The sequence below is a fragment of the Serratia sp. EWG9 genome, from assembly GCF_019913725.1.
GTDB classification, from domain to species: domain Bacteria; phylum Pseudomonadota; class Gammaproteobacteria; order Enterobacterales; family Enterobacteriaceae; genus Serratia; species Serratia ureilytica.
The window spans coordinates 40686-55603 of sequence record NZ_JADNRO010000003.1; the positions used below are offsets into that span (position 1 = coordinate 40686).

A 14918-nucleotide genomic window follows, 5' to 3' on the forward strand; every position below is an offset into this window, starting at 1 on the left:
ACCTCTGACGGACAGCTACCCGTGCGAGGATTGCGGCCACGGGGCTCTCTCCCCTGTACTAATTATAGTCTTTTGGCGAAAAAACGTGCGGAAAGCGAAAGGCGCGGCGCTTTGTCTTATACTCCCCCCATTAAACCCAGGCTGTGAGGAAGGTTATGTCATCCGCTATCATCACCCGCCAGGCGGGGATCGTCGACGTCGACGCCGGGCGCAACGTCACCGTGGTAGAACCCTGCAATCTTTACGGCTGCCGGCTCGGCGACGATGTCTTCGTCGGCCCGTTCGTCGAGATCCAGCGCCACGTCAGCATCGGCGCGCGCAGTAAAATTCAGTCGCACAGCTTTATCTGCGAATACGTTACCCTCGGCGAAGCGTGCTTTGTCGGCCACGGCGTCACCTTCGCCAACGATCTGTTCAAAGACGGCGCGCCCAACGCCGATCCGGCCAGCTGGGGGCGCACCTGCATCGGCGATCGGGTGTCCATCGGTTCCGGCGCCACGATCCTGGCGGTGACGATCTGCAGCGACACGGTGATCGGCGCCGGGGCGGTCGTGACCCGCGACATCACCCGCAAGGGGATCTACGCCGGCAACCCGGCGCGTCTGCTGCGGGAGCTGCCGTAATGAACCCGGCCATCCGCATCGCTGCCATTGAGACGTTGCCCGACGATTATCTGGCCCGCGGCGATTTCAGCTTCACCATCGCCTGTTACGCCCTGCCGCAGTTCGACAGCCCGGTGGACAGCTGGCCAACCCGCCCGGTGGCGCCGTTTCGCAAACGCTATCCCCTGGCGCCGTTCGCCAACGAAGACAGCGTGACCTTCCTGGCTTATCGCCAGAACGATGCCGTTGGCCACATCACGCTGAGCAAAAACTGGAACGGCTACACCCTGATCGACGAGATCGCCGTCAGCGCTGACGCGCGCCGCCAAGGCATCGCCGGGGCGCTGCTGGACTGCGCCAAACAGTGGGCGCGGCAGCAGGAAACCTCAGGTATGATGCTCGAAACGCAGAACAACAATCTGGCGGCCTGCCGCTGCTACCAGCACTATGGGTTTATCCTCGGCGGCATCGACCGCTTGCTGTACCGCGCCGAACCGGAGATCGCCGATCACGAAATCGCGCTGTTCTGGTATTTGCCGTTCAATAGCGAAATCGGTTACTGATTTATCGATTGCCATTGAGGTTATGTTTACTTTTTAACCCCTACCATCGGATGAGAACTGTTATCACTTACTCTGATAAGCCAGCGACACCCATGGAGGGCCGTATGAACAAGAACAAGGCTGTTTTACTGATGTTAGCTATCGCCATGAGCGGATGCGCCGATCGCCCCACCGCCGTCACCCCCGCAACGCCGCCGACCGACGCCGCCGTTTCGCCGCCGAACCTGCAACCGCAGATGGATGACAGCACCCGCAGCAAGCTGCGTGAGATCCTCGCGCTGCGCGCCGGTTGGCCCGCCGCGCAGCCGCATGGCCGCACCGTCGATTTGATTTCGCGCGAATTCCTCGGCACGCCCTATCTCGCCAACCGCCTGATCGGTTCGCAGAGCACGCCCGAGCAGTTGGTGATCGACTTCCGCGGGCTGGATTGCTTCACCTACATCGATTATGTCGAAGCGCTCAGCACCGCCCGCAGCGAAGCCGAGTTCGTTCAGCGCCTGGTGGACATCCGCTATGTCGACGGCAAAATCGCCTTCCCGCAGCGCAAACACTTCTTCACCGACTGGGCGCAGCGGCCGAAAAAAGTGGCCGAAGACATCACCGCCCAGCTCAGCCCGCACGCCGTCAGCCTCGTGAAAAACCTCAATCAGAAAGCCGACGGCGGCAGTTACCTGCCCGGCTTGCCCGTCGTGCAGCGCAGCGTGACCTACATTCCCAGCGACCGCGTCGACGACAAGGTGCTGGCCCAGCTGCGCACCGGCGACTACATCGGCATTTACACCAACCTCGCCGGGCTGGACGTGACCCATACCGGCATCTTCGTCATGACCGACAACGGCCCGGTGCTGCGCAACGCCTCATCGCGCAAGGCCAACATGCAGGTCGTCGATTCGCCCTTTATGGATTATGTGATGGCCACGCCGGGCATCGTGGTGCTGCGTTCGCTCAGCCGATAATCCCCCATCGCATAACGGCTATAAGCTATAGCCGTTTATGCTGAACGAGCGTTTGACTTCATCGGCGGTTCAGGCTTAGCTGTAAGAACAAAAACCAACTGATTTTATTGTTCTTTTCAGGGAGAGTTCGATGACCTTACGCTGGCGTATCACCCCTCTGGCGGCGGCCTTCGCCGCCGTCTTGGCGCTTCAGGGCTGCGATCAAAAAACCGACCAAAACCATATCAAAGTCGGCGTCATCAACGGCGCGGAACAGGACGTGGCGGAAGTCGCCAGGCAGGTGGCGAAAGAGAAATACGGGCTGGACGTCGAACTGGTCGGTTTCAGCGGCTCGCTGCTGCCGAACGACGCCACCGACAAAGGCGAACTGGACGCCAATGTGTTCCAGCACCGCCCGTTCCTCGAACAGCAAAACAAAGATCACGGCTATAAGCTGGTGGCGGTCGGCAATACCTTCGTCTTCCCGATGGCCGGCTACTCCAAAAAGATAAAATCGCTGAGAGAGTTGCCGGACGGGGCGGTGATCGCCATTCCGCTCGATCCGACCAACCTGGGACGCGCCCTGCTGCTGCTGGAAAAAACCGGGCTGATTAGCCTGAAGCCTGGCAAAGGGTTGCTGCCTACCGCGCTGGATATCAGCGCCAACCCGCATCATTACCAGATCATGGAGCTGGAAGGCGCGCAGTTGCCGCATGTGCTGGACGATCCGAAGGTCACCGTCGCCGTCATCAGCACCACCTACATCAACCAAACCGGCCTGTCGCCGACCAAAGACGGCATCTTCATCGAAGATAAAGACTCGCCGTACACCAACATCATCGTCACTCGCGAAGACAACAAGGACGCGCCGAACGTGCAGAACTTCATCAAGGCCTATGAGTCGGACGAAGTGGCCAAAGCCGCCGAAAAAATCTTCAACGGCGGCGCGGTGAAAGGCTGGTAAATTCGGCCACCTCAGGCTCATCCGGTGCCCGCAATACCAGCGGGCTACGGATGGCGCTGTTGTTACGTGATCGAGGAAAATTTCAGCATTAGGGGAACCTTTCAAATGCGTTTTTCAGATAAACGATGATAGTTGCCACTTCTACTCATCAACCACCGATGGCCAATGCCGTCTCCATTCAGCCGTGAAGGAATCGCGTTCGTTACGCGTATTGCTCCAATACTCATCAATGAATGGCGCTAAAGCGCCATGTGGGTGATAAAACACCACTTTGCCCAAAATATGTTCGGTATGGTATATTTATTTCCGGCGTTCTCCAATAGACCAGCCCATAGGGACAGACAGCCCCTCCATTTTCAGCGCGCCGATGATAGCCTTTGCTGTTCCCGAACACTCTCACGGAGCACCGATAACTAAGGGATAGCGGCATAGCATTATGTTGAATCCGCTGAAAATGTTAACCTACATATATTAATGGATTAATTATGACTGTTTACCACCTCAGTACTCGTATTAACTCTAATGTCCCAGCTGATTTTTTGCTGTATGATCTGTGTATTTATCGCATGGACGCAGACAGGAATAAACACCCCCTGATTGATGTAAAAAAACAGCCTTTTCAGGATAACTATGAAACGCAGAGTCACATGACAGGAGATATAAATGACTATCTCTCCACCATTTATATTATGGAAGTCATACTCTACCGGAAAACCCTGCTACATACGCACCGTATGACACCGGTTCCTTTCACTAAAATGTACACGCTTGAAGAGTTTTCATCGGGCAAAGCTTGGTCTCCGGTTAAGAGAGAGAATCCATGTTATTTTGAGTCAAAAGGCACAGCGAAGTCTGAGGGCCAAGGGGTCGAAACAAGACATATTAGAATCACTATCCCGGAGCGTCCATTTATTGCGAAAGAATATCCTATTGGAACTCCACACGATCCGTTTGAAAAGAATAAAGTTGATTCTGATATCAACGATCGATTTTATCACCAGTCTTATCCATCTCAGGCAAGTGCCAGCGTATGCGGTCCCGCTGCATTTTTTTATTGCCTGCAAAAAGATCGTCCTGATGTGTATGCTCAGGCTGCAAGGGAGCTTTGGCGATATGGAAAACTAAAGTCGGTGAGCTTAAGATATCTCCAGGAGAAGGATGTAAACATCCTGCGGGCCATTTTTATGATGACATCTCTGGCCTTGACTGGATGACTCTGGCAGGGCTAAGGGATTCAGAAAATGCGATATTTAGTTTTGATACCCTTGATTCCCCTACCGCCGGAGTCACTATGTGGCAAACACTAACGGAATGGTTTGAAAAAGCAGGATATGAAAAAACATTCAGCAATGCAGGAATTACTCAGGCTGGTGTCCAGGGAATTAGAGAGTTTAATAATTATATTGCTCAAGGATATAAAGTCATAGCATTAATAAATGATGGACTTCTTGAAGGTAGTAAAGACAACACAACCCTACCTACACACTGGGTTGTTTGGGATAGTCCCGTAACACAGGATGCCAATGGACATGTTAATTTAAAGTTATTCTCTTGGGGGCGTTCAACCAACTGGATTAAACAGAAAAAAGACTTACAATTTTTTATCAATAGGTTCTTCGGGGGGATGGTTTTTAAACCATTGAAATGACCATGAAGAGATTCTCAGTTGCTGCTTTTTCATTTATATTATCGGGATGCACTTTACATGCCGATGTGACCCCTGATGGTAACTCTCTGAGCGATGCATTAGTCGGAGCGCCGTATTCCAGTGAGATAAATATAAACGGCGGAGCCGTGTTTTCTTTGGATAATAATGGAAAAGAGAAATTTGTGGGTGAAATTATTCCTTCCGATACGGGATTAAGTTTAGAATATTGCAATGACTCTCCGGCTCACAATTGCGTCAGGATTAAGGGCATACCGGTTAAACCTACCGTTGTTAACATACGAGTATCAGGCAGATTATTTGGTACTAATGTAGCAACAGGTGGCCGCTTTGATAAAACCTACACTATTACGATCAAAGATCCCGAAGGAACTTTTGCCCGCTGACTTACGTTTTTTGCTCTTCTTGCTGGCAAGGGAGCAGGCATAGACCATCGGTAAAATACAGACTGGGTAGATGCGGAGTCTACATATATGTTGATCATATGCAGATGGCAAACATATGGAAATGAGCCTACTTCCGCTCTACCCCTCACATGGCATCGGGCTTTAGAATCCCCGTACACACACGGTAGAAGTTACGTACATTATTACAAGTTTGCTAACTGGTTAGCCGCTGGATAAGGGAACGCGATATCGCCGGCAACCCTGCCTTTCTCACCCGGCTGATGCGCGGCTGACGACCCCATAGGGTTTTCTTATCTCACCATAAGAAAACCCGATTTATCCCGGCGACGAGCAGCGCGCATAATGGCGTTTATCCGCTGATTTTCAAGGTAAACAGACACGTGACAACGCTCTCCGCCCCCGTACTCAGCCTTCTTGACGCCACACCGGACGATATGGCCGCCGTGCTGCGTATTTACACCCAGCACGTGCTGTACGGCGCGGCCTCATTTGAAGAGCAGCCGCCGACGCTGGCGGAAATGCAGTTGCGCCTGAGCAAGGTGCGGGAGGCCGGCCTGCCCTGGCTGGTGGCGAAAAGCGCAGGCGTCATTGTGGGTTACTGTTATGCCACGCCTTATCGCCCCCGGCCGGCTTACCGCTTTACCGTGGAAGACTCGGTGTACATCGCCGAAGGGCAACAGGGTAAAGGCATCGGCAGAGCGCTTCTGAGCGCCTTGATCGCCCGCTGCGAACAAGGCCCCTGGCGCCAGATGCTGGCGATCGTCGGCGATTCCGCCGCCAACCGTGGCTCATTGGCCTTGCATCAGTCACTCGGCTTCACCAGTGCAGGAACGTTAAAAGCGGTGGGGTTCAAGCTGGGGGAATGGCGCGACACGCAGATTATGCAGCGCGCGCTGGGCGCGGGCGACAAGCGGCGCCCGTGAAGGCATGACGACGCACGATAGAGAGATAGCGTCTATAGTGAAGAATGATTTCATTAAGTTAGCGCCAATCGCGCCCCACCTTTAACCGGTAAGGAAGAAGCCAATGAAAATTATTCTGTGGATTGTCGCCATCATCTTCATCGTGGGTTTGTTGACGATTACCGGCGTTCTCAAACTGATCTTTTAATTCGTCTGATACGTCCCGCCCCTCCCGGGGCGAGACTTTTCATCAAGCCTTGAAACGCGCGCGCACGGCGCCCAGCGCCGACACCACCGCCAGCACGACACCGCCGGCCACCAGCCCGAACGCCACGTTCAACAGCGCCGGGATCACCCCCTGCAAAAGATGGCCAAACGTCGGCACCACAGTGGTGTACGAGGCCCAGTCTTCGAACAGATGATGCACCGGCGGCAAACCGTGGGTCAGAATACCGCCACCGACCATAAACATGGCGACAGTGCCGACGATCGACAGCGTTTTCATCAAATAAGGCGCGGCGCGCACGATGCCGCCGCCGAGGGAGCGCGCCACCGCGCTGCGTTTGCGGCTCAGATACAGCCCCAGATCGTCCAGGCGGACGATGCCGGCGACAATGCCGTACACACCGAGCGTCATCACGACGGCGATGCCGCACAAGACGATCACCTGCTGGCTGAAGGTGGCGCCGGCGACCGTGCCCAAGGTGATGGCGATAATCTCGGCGGACAGCACAAAATCGGTGCGTATCGCCCCCTTGACCTTGCGTTTTTCATAGGCCGCGGCGTCCTCATTGGCGCCGGGCCCGTCGGATGTCTCCTCCTGCGCCGCCTTGCCGGGGCTCAGGCTATGGAACACCTTTTCGAACCCTTCGTAACACAGGTAGGCGCCGCCCACCATCAGCAGCGGCGTAATCGCCCAGGGCGCGAAGGCGCTGATCAGCAGCGCCAACGGCACCAGGATCGCCTTGTTGATCAGCGAGCCTTTGGCGACGCTCCACACCACCGGCAGCTCGCGGTCGGCTTTAACGCCGGTGACCTGCTGCGCGTTGAGCGCCAGATCGTCCCCCAGCACCCCGGCGGTTTTTTTCGCCGCCATCTTGCTCATTAAAGAGACATCGTCCAGCAATGAGGCGATGTCGTCGATGAGAGTGAGTAAGCTACTTCCTGCCAAAATGATTCATCCTTTTACATTCACATTTATTATTTGTTTAGCATAGCGGTTAAGCGCCATGCAGGGATATAGGATGAGAGAGGAAAACGCCAGGCCAGCAATGGCCGCCCCGCGCCGACGTTAAGCCCCCTCGCCCGCCGGCCCCTCATCGGATCCGGTAGCGGCCGCACGCGAGATATGTTGAAGGACAAGGCGATGGGCATCAAATACGCACGATAAATGCGTGCTGCCTTCAAGCAAACCAAAGGCGGTTTGGGCGTTGCCATGTTGCTCGACGAAGCGCTGCATCGCTTGCGCATTGAACAACTCATCCTGCGCTGCCGCCAGCAGCAAGGTCGGTAATCGCAGCGCCGCCAGTTGCCTGGTCGGGGTGCGAGGCGTCAACGCGTTAGCCATATTGACGCTGTATTGGCAGACAAAATCGGGGGCGGCGGCCAGCACAGCCGGGGGAAAATTCAGGCTGACCGCCCGAACGTGCCCAAACCAGCGCCCGCCGCTGAGCGCATTGGCGACAAACGGCCATTGTCGCACCTGCGCAAAACGGGCCGTCGCCGCCAGATCGCGGGCCATCCCGGAAAATGGCCCCAGCTCGGGCGCCAGCATGATCAGGCTGTCCGCCTGCTGTTCGCCAGGGTAACGGGTCAGGTAGTTGAGCAACATGCCGGCGCCGCTCGAATGGCCCAGCAGGTGCCTGCGCGCCAACGGAAACCGGCGGCGCATTTCCGCCAGGATGACATCGACATCGCGCCAAATACGCTCAGGCCGCTCAACCGTCCCCCGCTCTCCCGTGGAATCGCCATGTCCGCGGATATCCACCAGACACACCGCGAGCGTTGGCTCGGCGACCAGCTGGCGCGCAAGAACGTCATACCCGGCGGCGCTGTTCACCCTGCCGCCGTGATAAACCACGATCGCGTCTTCACTCTCGGCAGCGTGCCGATACAGGCGATAGCTCAACCCCTCGACGCAACCGGACGACATGTCCACATGCCCGCCCGGCCACTCGCCGTAAGACTTCGCTTGCTCAACATAGCGGTCAAAATCAATCAAAGCGCACCTTTCCATGATGTTGTCGGTATTTCCTACGGCAGAGAGCCCTGCCGCCATGCCGATAAGCATATGAAACAACAGTAGGCACTACCATCCCTTTTGCACGCCGCGCGCTGAGCTCAGGGCAGATCGCCCGCCGGCACATTGAGCTGCCAGGAAAGGCCGAAACGATCGTTGAGCCAGCCGAAACGGGCGCTGAAGCCGTAGTCATCGAGCGGCATCAGCACCTTGCCACCCTCCGCCAGCCGGTGGAACGCCCGCTCCAACGCTTCTTCATTAGGCAGGTTGATAAACAGCGACACCGCCGGGGTAAAGCTGAAGTCATGGCTGATCGGGCTATCGGTAAACACCAGGTTCTGCCGATCAAAATCGATGGACGCATGCTTGATCAACCGCCGGCCGTCCGGCGTCGGATCGTAATGCTGCACCTGCATGAGCCGAAAACGCTCGAACACCTGGCTGTAGAGATCGATCGCCCGCTGCGCCTCTCCCTGGAACATGACAAAGGTCGAAACCTGACTCATAACATCCCCTCCGGCAAACGTTGTGGTATTAATGGAGGATAGCGGATTACCGTTGAAGCGGCGGAAAGGAGCAACCATGAGCATCATTCATCGCCTGGCGCAGCCGGACGATCTCAACGGCCTGTTAGCCTTGTATCGCGAGCTGCGCCCGCAGGACGCGCCGCTGCGCGCCGACGATGCGCGCCGTACCCTGCAACGCCTGTTGGACGATCCGGCGATCCGTCTGGTGGTGGCGGCGAAAGAAGATCACCCGATCGCCACCTGCATGCTGGCGCTGATCCCGGGGCTGGCGCATCAGGCGCAGCCGTTCGGCGTCATCGAACACGTGGTGACGGCGGAGCCCTACCGCGGCCACGGCGTGGCGCTCGCCATGATCGAATACGCGCTGCAGCTGGCCTGGCGCAAAGGCTGTTACAAGGTGATGCTGTTGTCGGGGCAGCAACGCACCGGCGCGCACCAGCTCTACCTGAAAGCGGGCTTCGACGGCGATCGCGAGCGGGGATTTGTCATCAGACGGCCCGAGGGCCGATAGCGGCCCGCCGCAAACGGGCGGACCGCCAGGCGGGTTATTCGCTGTCGTTCTTCGCCAGACGGGCGTCTTTTTGGCGGCGATAGTCACGCGCGGCAGCCGGGATCGGCGTCACCTTGCCGGTTTCAATCCAGCTGCGCAGACGGTTGGCGTCGGCAAAGTGGGTGTATTTGCCGAAGGCGTCCAGCACCACCAGCGACACCGAGCGGTTGCCGATCACGGTGCGCATCGCCAGGCAGTGCCCCGCCTGGTTGGTGAAGCCGGTCTTGGTCAGCTGAATGTTCCATTTCGGGTTGTACACCAGGTGGTTGGTGTTGCGGAACGGCAACGTGTAGTTGGGATCCTTGAAGCTGGCCATGCGTTCGGTGGTGGTGCTGAGCTGGCCGATCAACGGATATTGCTTGGTGGCGATCAGCAGTTTGGTCAAATCGCGCGCCGTCGACACGTTATGAATAGAGAGCCCGGTCGGTTCCACATAATGGGTATTGGTCATGCCGAGCGCCCTGGCCTTGGCGTTCATCGCTTTAATGAAGGCGCTGTAGCCGCCCGGATAGTGGTGCGCCAGGCTGGCGGCCGCGCGGTTTTCCGACGACATCAGCGCGAGCAGCAGCATATCCTTGCGGCTGATTTCGCTGTTCAGCCGCACCCGCGAATACACCCCTTTCATCTCCGGCGTCTGGTGGATGTCCACCGACAGCATCTCGTCGAGCGGCAGGTGCGCGTCCAGCGTGACCATGGCGGTCATCAGCTTGGTGATCGAGGCGATCGGCACCACCTCATCCGGGTTGCGCGCGTACATCACCTTATGGGTTTGCATATCGACGACCATCGCGCTGCCGGAAGCCAGCTCCGGCTGGGCGGCGTGCAGGGCGGCGGCGTTATCGCTGGCCAGCGCGCGCGGCGCAAAGCCCGCGCCCGTCTGTAAAGCGAGCAGAGTCAGAACCAAAACACGTATTTTCACAGGCATTACTCTGAAATGGGGGCTTGAACTCAGCGAATTATATGTGAGGGTTCAGCGCTTGGCACTGGGATTGTATGGCGGATTTGTGACAAATTCTGTCGGCCGAAAATCGGTACAGCCCGCGGGCGCTCTGGGATGAACGCCCGCGGGGAAAAAGTTACAGTGCCGGCTGCCACGCCGACTGCGGCAACAGGTACAGCCCCGGCGTTTGCCGCGCTCCCGCGCCAACGATATGGCCGATGCCGGCCGCCATCACCGCCAGCGTGACGTCGAAGGCGTTAAGGCTGTCGCCATAGCCGGCGGTCAGGTTGAACATCGAGCCGTTGGCCAGCAAATAGACCGTCTTTTCATTCAGTTGGTAAGCATTCACATAAGGCATCGGCTCGTGGTGCGGCAGGCTCTTGAGGAAGCCGACGTCGATCTCTTCGGCCACGTGGCCGACGTTGAGGATAAATACGCCGTCCTGCGCCTGTTGCAGATGCTGCGCCGAGAGCACGTTTTTCGCGCCGGTCGCGGTGGCGATAACGTCCGCCTGCGCGACCGCGCTCGCCAGATCCACCACCTGCCAGCCGTCATAACGCGCCTGCAGCGCGCGCGCCGGATCGATTTCCGCCACCATCACCTGGCCGCCGTAGGCTCTGGCCGCGGCCGCCGTGCCCTGCCCGACCAGGCCGTAACCGATCACCAGCACGCGCTTCTCGTGCAGCGTCAAATGGGTGGTCTGGAAGAAGGTATGCCAGGCGGTCAGCCCAACCATGTGCCGGTTATGCAGCCCTTCTTTCACCGGCAGATCGTCCCAGTTGAAGATCGGGTAGCGCGGCGCCACGCCGTTCAACCGGCTGATGCCTGATCCGGTGGCCTCCAGCCCGGCGACGATCTGCGGGCCGTTCGGCGATTGGTGCAGACGGGTGGTCAGATCCGCTCCCATTTCGCACAGGTGAGTCGGCCGCCAGGCCAGCGCGCGATCGAAAGATTCCGACCATTCGCCGGCGTTCATATCGCGCCAGGCGTAAGCCTGCGCGCCCCGCCGTTCCAACCAGGCCACCACGTCGTTCTGTACCGTGGTGGGATTGCAGGTGGTCAGAAAGATCGCCGCGCCCTTGTCCAGCAGGCCGGCCACCAGCGGCGCCATTTTCAGATCCAGGTGCATATTGCACGCCAACCGCACCCCGTGCAGGTCCGGCAACGCCGCCACCGCCGCCCGGGTGCGCGGCATATGACGCATCGCCCAGCTCAATTCGCTCTCAAAATCCTGATACATCCGTTGCTCCTCTGATGCGCCCCGCCGCCAGGCGTGGCAAAAAAGTTATCCCGCGCGGCCAAGCCGGCGGATCGCCTGCGGAGACAGGCCAAATACGCGGATAAACGCCCGCCTCATACGCTCCGGATCGCTGAACCCCACCGAGCGGGCGATCGCCTCCAGCGGTTCGGCGCTCTCTTCAATACGCCCTCTGGCCGCCTCTACCCGCAGCTGCTCGATCACCTTGGCCGGCGTCTGCCCGGTTTCGGCGCGGAACAGCCGGCCGAATTGCCGCTCGCTCAGGCAGGCGGCGTCGGCCAGATCCGCCACCGACAGCGGCAGATGCAAATGCTCGCGCGCGTACGACAGCGCGGTGCGCATGCGATCCGACGACGGATTCAGCGCCAGCAGCAGCGAGTACTGCGACTGCCCGCCGGGGCGGCGGTGATAGACCACCAGCTGCCGCGCCACGGCCGCCGCCAGGGTGGCGCCCAGATCGTCTTCGATCAGCGCCAACGCCAGATCGATGCCGGCGCTGATGCCGGCCGAGGTCCAGATATCCCCGTCGCGAATGAAGATGCGGTTGCTGTCGACGCGAATGCGCGGGTAGTTCTGCTGCAGCCGCGCCGCGTGATACCAGTGAGTGGTGGCGCGCTTGCCGTCCAGCAGCCCGCAGGCCGCCAGAATAAACGCGCCGGTACATACGCTGGCGATGCGCCGCGCTCGTCGGCTTTGGTTGGCCAGGAACGCCGCCAGCGCCGGTGATTGCGCCGCCATCACGTTGCCGCTGCCGCCGGCCACCACCAACGTATCGAAACGCTCGTCGCCGCACGGCTGCGTGGCGATTTCCACCCCGGCCGAGCTGGCGACCATGCCGCCCTGCGGCGAGATCGCCACACAACGGTAGGCCGGCGGGTCGGTGAACTGGCTGACGTTATCGAACGCCGCCAGCGGCCCGGCAAAGTCCAGCAGGTTAAAACCGGGAAAAACCACAAAACCGATCGTTTTCATGATGGCGCTTTTTGAGGGTTATCTGTCATATCAGCCAAAAACAGGGCGGCTATTATGACCCAGGTCCAACGATAAAAATGAGGCGAATATCATGTCTGAATCACTCGTGATTGTATTTCCCATCTATCAAGGCGTCACCCAGCTCGACTTCACGGGCCCCTTGCAGTTCCTGCGCCGCATGCCGGGCGCGGAAATCGTCGTCGCCTCGGTAGACGGCGCGGATGTCGAGTCGGAAGGCTTGCACTTCACCCAGCTGCGCCCGCTGCCGGAGATCGCGCGCTGCGACGTGCTGTGCGTACCGGGCGGCAGCGGCTGCACCCAGGCGCTGCAAGATGAGGCCTTCATGCAGCAGATCCGTCGGCTGGGCGCCGATGCCCGCTACCTGACCTCGGTGTGCACCGGTTCGCTGATCCTGGCCGCCGCCGGTCTGCTGCAAGGCAAACGCGCCGCCTGCCACTGGTCGATGCGCGACAGCCTGAAGCTGTTCGGCGCCGTGCCGAGCTCAGCGCGCGTGGAGCGCGACGGCAATGTGATCAGCGGCGGCGGCGTCACCGCCGGCATCGATTTCGCACTGGCGCTGATCGCCGAACTGCACGGCGAAGAGACCGCCCAAATGATCCAGCTCTATCTGGAATACGCCCCGGCGCCGCCGTTCGAGGGCGGCACGCCGGAATTGGCCCCGCCGCACATTTACGCCAGGGTACAGGCGCAGATGGCGGAGAGCCTGCAGCGGCGCAGAGCGTTGGTGGCCCAGATCGCCCAAGGTTAGCAATCGGGCGTATACTTGCCCTTATGCGTCAGCCACATAAGGAGTAAGGAATGACCGATTTAGCCCACTATATTACGGACTACGGTTACTGGGCGTTGTTTATCGGCTGCCTGGCGGAAGGGGAAACCATCACGCTGCTGGGCGGCATCGCCGCTCATGAAGGGCTGTTGCACTGGCCGTGGGTGATCGCAGTGGTGGCGCTGGGCGGCATGATGGGAGACCAGCTGCTGTACTTCGCCGGCCGCCGGTTTGAAGGCCGCGTCATCTCGCGGCTCAAGGGACAGGAAAAACGCATCGCGCGCGCCAGAAGGCTGATCGCCCGCCACCCGATGCTGTTCGTTATCGGGGTGCGTTTCATGTACGGTTTCCGCATCATCGGCCCGGTGTTGATCGGCGCCAGCCGCCTGCCGCCGTCGCGCTTCGTGCCGTTGAACATCCTCGGCGCCATTTTATGGGCGACGATCTTCGTCATGCTCGGTTATTTTGGCGGCCAGGCGATCGAACGCTTCATTACCGGCTTCGACAAAAAGCTATCCAGCCTGCTGTTTGTCGCGCTGGCGATCGCCGCCATCCTGCTGGTGCGTTTCTGGTGGCGTAAACGCCATCCGGAGTAAGCAAACGCAGCGGGCGTCAGCTTTCCTGCGGCGCCTCGCGCATCAGCGCGACCAGTTCGCGCGCCGCTTTGTCCAACGGGCGATTCTTAAGCCAGATCAAATGCATCGGCAAGCGCAGCTCGTTCTTGGTGTTTTTGAACTTCAGCCGCACCAACCGCCCCTGCGCCAGCAGCGGCTCGGCCAACGACAGCGGAAAATTGCCCCACCCCAGGCCCGCTTCCACCATGTTCAGCGCCATCGGCAGGTTGTCGGTGCGCCAGTAAGCCTCCGCCACCTGGGGACGCAGATCGCCGATCGGCAGATCACGACTGGCCACCATGATCTGCCGCACGTTGACCAGATCCTCGAGAAACAGCTCGCCCGCCGCGCCGTCCAGCGCCGGGTGCTGCGGTGACAGCATCGCCACCAGTGACTCCGCGCCCACGAAGTGGAACTGTTCCGCGCTGTTGACGTTCAGCCCGCCGAACGCCAGACAAACGCCGATGCGCCCCTCGTGCAGCATGTGCAACACGTCGTCCTGCGGCGCGCTGAGCACTTCGATGTTCAGCAGCGGATAACGTTGCGACAGCGTTTTCACCGCCGCCAGCAGGCCGGCGCCGTTGATATCCGACGCCACGCCGATCGAAAGCCGGCTCTCCAGCCCCTGGGACAGTTCGATGGCGTGCACCTGCAGCTGCTTGAGCTGCCCGGCGATCAGGCGGGCGTGCGGCGCCAGGGCCAACGCCAGCGCGGTCGGCGTCGGTTCACGGTGAGAACGGTCGAACAAGGCGAAACCGAGCTCCGCCTCCATGTTGGCGATGGCCATGCTGACGGCGGAGGGCACGCGCCGCAGCGCGCGGGCGGCGGCGGAAAACGAGCCGCGATCGAGCACCGCCAAAAACAGTTCGATGTTGTCGCTGGAAAAATTCATTGTTCAACCTGTCAGATTAACTGACAACTCCTGACTTTTTCTATCAATGTGATTGACGTTATCTTAGCCGCCGTCGCCACAGAGGCAACTAAAAACAGAT

At 59.2% G+C, this 14918-nt stretch carries 18 protein-coding genes; 11 read left to right on the forward strand and 7 right to left on the reverse strand.

Annotated elements, in window-relative coordinates; genetic code table 11:
* Positions 1-155 precede the first annotated feature (155 nt).
* From ITX55_RS08370 to ITX55_RS08400, 8 genes are all read left to right on the forward strand, one after another.
* Positions 156-623, forward strand: coding sequence for an acyltransferase (locus ITX55_RS08370; RefSeq protein ID WP_147880372.1), 468 nt, complete (start codon positions 156-158; stop codon positions 621-623).
* Positions 623-1165 carry a GNAT family N-acetyltransferase gene (locus ITX55_RS08375; RefSeq protein ID WP_033652386.1) on the forward strand — a complete coding sequence of 181 codons (543 nt, stop codon included), beginning with the start codon at positions 623-625 and terminating at the stop codon, positions 1163-1165. The genes ITX55_RS08370 and ITX55_RS08375 overlap by 1 nt, the downstream gene beginning before the upstream one ends.
* A 104-nt stretch (positions 1166-1269) precedes the next feature.
* Complete coding sequence (locus ITX55_RS08380; RefSeq protein ID WP_033642273.1) at positions 1270-2121, forward strand: DUF1460 domain-containing protein; 852 nt, start codon at positions 1270-1272, stop codon at positions 2119-2121.
* 130 nt (positions 2122-2251) lie between these two features.
* On the forward strand, positions 2252-3064 hold the full coding sequence (locus ITX55_RS08385) for a MetQ/NlpA family lipoprotein (protein WP_072628126.1): 813 nt from the start codon (positions 2252-2254) through the stop codon (positions 3062-3064).
* Positions 3065-3549: 485 nt separating this feature from the next.
* Positions 3550-4278: a hypothetical protein gene (locus ITX55_RS24010; protein WP_255612298.1), complete on the forward strand. Its 729-nt coding sequence runs from the start codon at positions 3550-3552 to the stop codon at positions 4276-4278.
* 77 nt (positions 4279-4355) lie between these two features.
* A complete protein-coding gene (locus tag ITX55_RS24015) occupies positions 4356-4712 on the forward strand; it encodes a hypothetical protein (RefSeq protein ID WP_255612299.1) in 357 nt (118 codons plus the stop codon).
* Positions 4713-4714: 2 nt separating this feature from the next.
* A complete protein-coding gene (locus ITX55_RS08395) occupies positions 4715-5116 on the forward strand; it encodes a hypothetical protein (protein ID WP_147837731.1) in 402 nt (133 codons plus the stop codon).
* Between the two features lie 401 nt (positions 5117-5517).
* The gene (locus ITX55_RS08400) at positions 5518-6060 is read left to right on the forward strand and encodes a GNAT family N-acetyltransferase (protein WP_033642271.1); all 543 of its coding nucleotides are present in this window, start codon (positions 5518-5520) and stop codon (positions 6058-6060) included.
* 229 nt (positions 6061-6289) lie between these two features.
* Here ITX55_RS08400 and ITX55_RS08405 read toward each other — a convergent pair whose 3' ends face one another.
* The 3 genes from ITX55_RS08405 to ITX55_RS08415 form a co-directional block, all read right to left on the reverse strand.
* Positions 6290-7210 (reverse strand): DUF808 domain-containing protein, encoded by a 921-nt coding sequence (locus ITX55_RS08405; protein ID WP_033642270.1) that lies wholly within the window; start codon positions 7208-7210, stop codon positions 6290-6292.
* A 120-nt stretch (positions 7211-7330) separates the two neighbouring features.
* Positions 7331-8260 (reverse strand): alpha/beta fold hydrolase, encoded by a 930-nt coding sequence (locus ITX55_RS08410; protein ID WP_255612300.1) that lies wholly within the window; start codon positions 8258-8260, stop codon positions 7331-7333.
* Positions 8261-8379: 119 nt separating this feature from the next.
* Entirely contained in the window at positions 8380-8784 is a 405-nt protein-coding gene (locus ITX55_RS08415) for a VOC family protein (protein ID WP_033652382.1), read from the reverse strand.
* 76 nt (positions 8785-8860) lie between these two features.
* Between ITX55_RS08415 and ITX55_RS08420 the strand changes: the two genes are divergently transcribed.
* Positions 8861-9316, forward strand: a complete 456-nt coding sequence (locus tag ITX55_RS08420; RefSeq protein WP_025301952.1) for a GNAT family N-acetyltransferase — start codon at positions 8861-8863, stop codon at positions 9314-9316.
* Between the two features lie 34 nt (positions 9317-9350).
* Here ITX55_RS08420 and pbpG read toward each other — a convergent pair whose 3' ends face one another.
* The 3 genes from pbpG to ITX55_RS08435 form a co-directional block, all read right to left on the reverse strand.
* On the reverse strand, positions 9351-10280 hold the full coding sequence (gene pbpG, locus ITX55_RS08425; RefSeq protein ID WP_047572272.1) for a D-alanyl-D-alanine endopeptidase: 930 nt from the start codon (positions 10278-10280) through the stop codon (positions 9351-9353).
* A gap of 151 nt (positions 10281-10431) precedes the next feature.
* The gene (locus ITX55_RS08430) at positions 10432-11535 is read right to left on the reverse strand and encodes an adenosylhomocysteinase (protein WP_033642267.1); all 1104 of its coding nucleotides are present in this window, start codon (positions 11533-11535) and stop codon (positions 10432-10434) included.
* Between the two features lie 45 nt (positions 11536-11580).
* Entirely contained in the window at positions 11581-12525 is a 945-nt protein-coding gene (locus ITX55_RS08435) for a GlxA family transcriptional regulator (protein ID WP_033642266.1), read from the reverse strand.
* Positions 12526-12616: 91 nt separating this feature from the next.
* Here ITX55_RS08435 and ITX55_RS08440 point away from each other — a divergent pair, with 91 nt between their 5' ends.
* Together ITX55_RS08440 and ITX55_RS08445 are read left to right on the forward strand one after the other, a co-directional pair.
* Complete coding sequence (locus tag ITX55_RS08440; protein WP_033642265.1) at positions 12617-13294, forward strand: DJ-1/PfpI family protein; 678 nt, start codon at positions 12617-12619, stop codon at positions 13292-13294.
* A gap of 50 nt (positions 13295-13344) precedes the next feature.
* Positions 13345-13908 (forward strand): DedA family protein, encoded by a 564-nt coding sequence (locus ITX55_RS08445; protein WP_072628135.1) that lies wholly within the window; start codon positions 13345-13347, stop codon positions 13906-13908.
* A gap of 16 nt (positions 13909-13924) precedes the next feature.
* Here ITX55_RS08445 and ITX55_RS08450 read toward each other — a convergent pair whose 3' ends face one another.
* The gene (locus tag ITX55_RS08450; RefSeq protein WP_223084995.1) at positions 13925-14818 is read right to left on the reverse strand and encodes a LysR family transcriptional regulator; all 894 of its coding nucleotides are present in this window, start codon (positions 14816-14818) and stop codon (positions 13925-13927) included.
* Positions 14819-14918 lie beyond the last annotated feature (100 nt).

Coding starts and splice junctions, on each gene's coding strand:
- ITX55_RS08445 (WP_072628135.1), top strand. CDS start 13,345: ATGACCGATTTAGCCCACTATATTACGGACTACGGTTACTGGGCGTTG.
- ITX55_RS08430 (WP_033642267.1), bottom strand. CDS start 11,535: ATGTATCAGGATTTTGAGAGCGAATTGAGCTGGGCGATGCGTCATATG.
- ITX55_RS08380 (WP_033642273.1), top strand. CDS start 1,270: ATGAACAAGAACAAGGCTGTTTTACTGATGTTAGCTATCGCCATGAGC.
- ITX55_RS08415 (WP_033652382.1), bottom strand. CDS start 8,784: ATGAGTCAGGTTTCGACCTTTGTCATGTTCCAGGGAGAGGCGCAGCGG.
- ITX55_RS08440 (WP_033642265.1), top strand. CDS start 12,617: ATGTCTGAATCACTCGTGATTGTATTTCCCATCTATCAAGGCGTCACC.
- ITX55_RS08395 (WP_147837731.1), top strand. CDS start 4,715: ATGAAGAGATTCTCAGTTGCTGCTTTTTCATTTATATTATCGGGATGC.
- pbpG (WP_047572272.1), bottom strand. CDS start 10,280: ATGCCTGTGAAAATACGTGTTTTGGTTCTGACTCTGCTCGCTTTACAG.
- ITX55_RS08450 (WP_223084995.1), bottom strand. CDS start 14,818: ATGAATTTTTCCAGCGACAACATCGAACTGTTTTTGGCGGTGCTCGAT.
- ITX55_RS08435 (WP_033642266.1), bottom strand. CDS start 12,525: ATGAAAACGATCGGTTTTGTGGTTTTTCCCGGTTTTAACCTGCTGGAC.
- ITX55_RS08375 (WP_033652386.1), top strand. CDS start 623: ATGAACCCGGCCATCCGCATCGCTGCCATTGAGACGTTGCCCGACGAT.
- ITX55_RS08385 (WP_072628126.1), top strand. CDS start 2,252: ATGACCTTACGCTGGCGTATCACCCCTCTGGCGGCGGCCTTCGCCGCC.
- ITX55_RS24015 (WP_255612299.1), top strand. CDS start 4,356: ATGTGGCAAACACTAACGGAATGGTTTGAAAAAGCAGGATATGAAAAA.
- ITX55_RS08370 (WP_147880372.1), top strand. CDS start 156: ATGTCATCCGCTATCATCACCCGCCAGGCGGGGATCGTCGACGTCGAC.
- ITX55_RS24010 (WP_255612298.1), top strand. CDS start 3,550: ATGACTGTTTACCACCTCAGTACTCGTATTAACTCTAATGTCCCAGCT.
- ITX55_RS08420 (WP_025301952.1), top strand. CDS start 8,861: ATGAGCATCATTCATCGCCTGGCGCAGCCGGACGATCTCAACGGCCTG.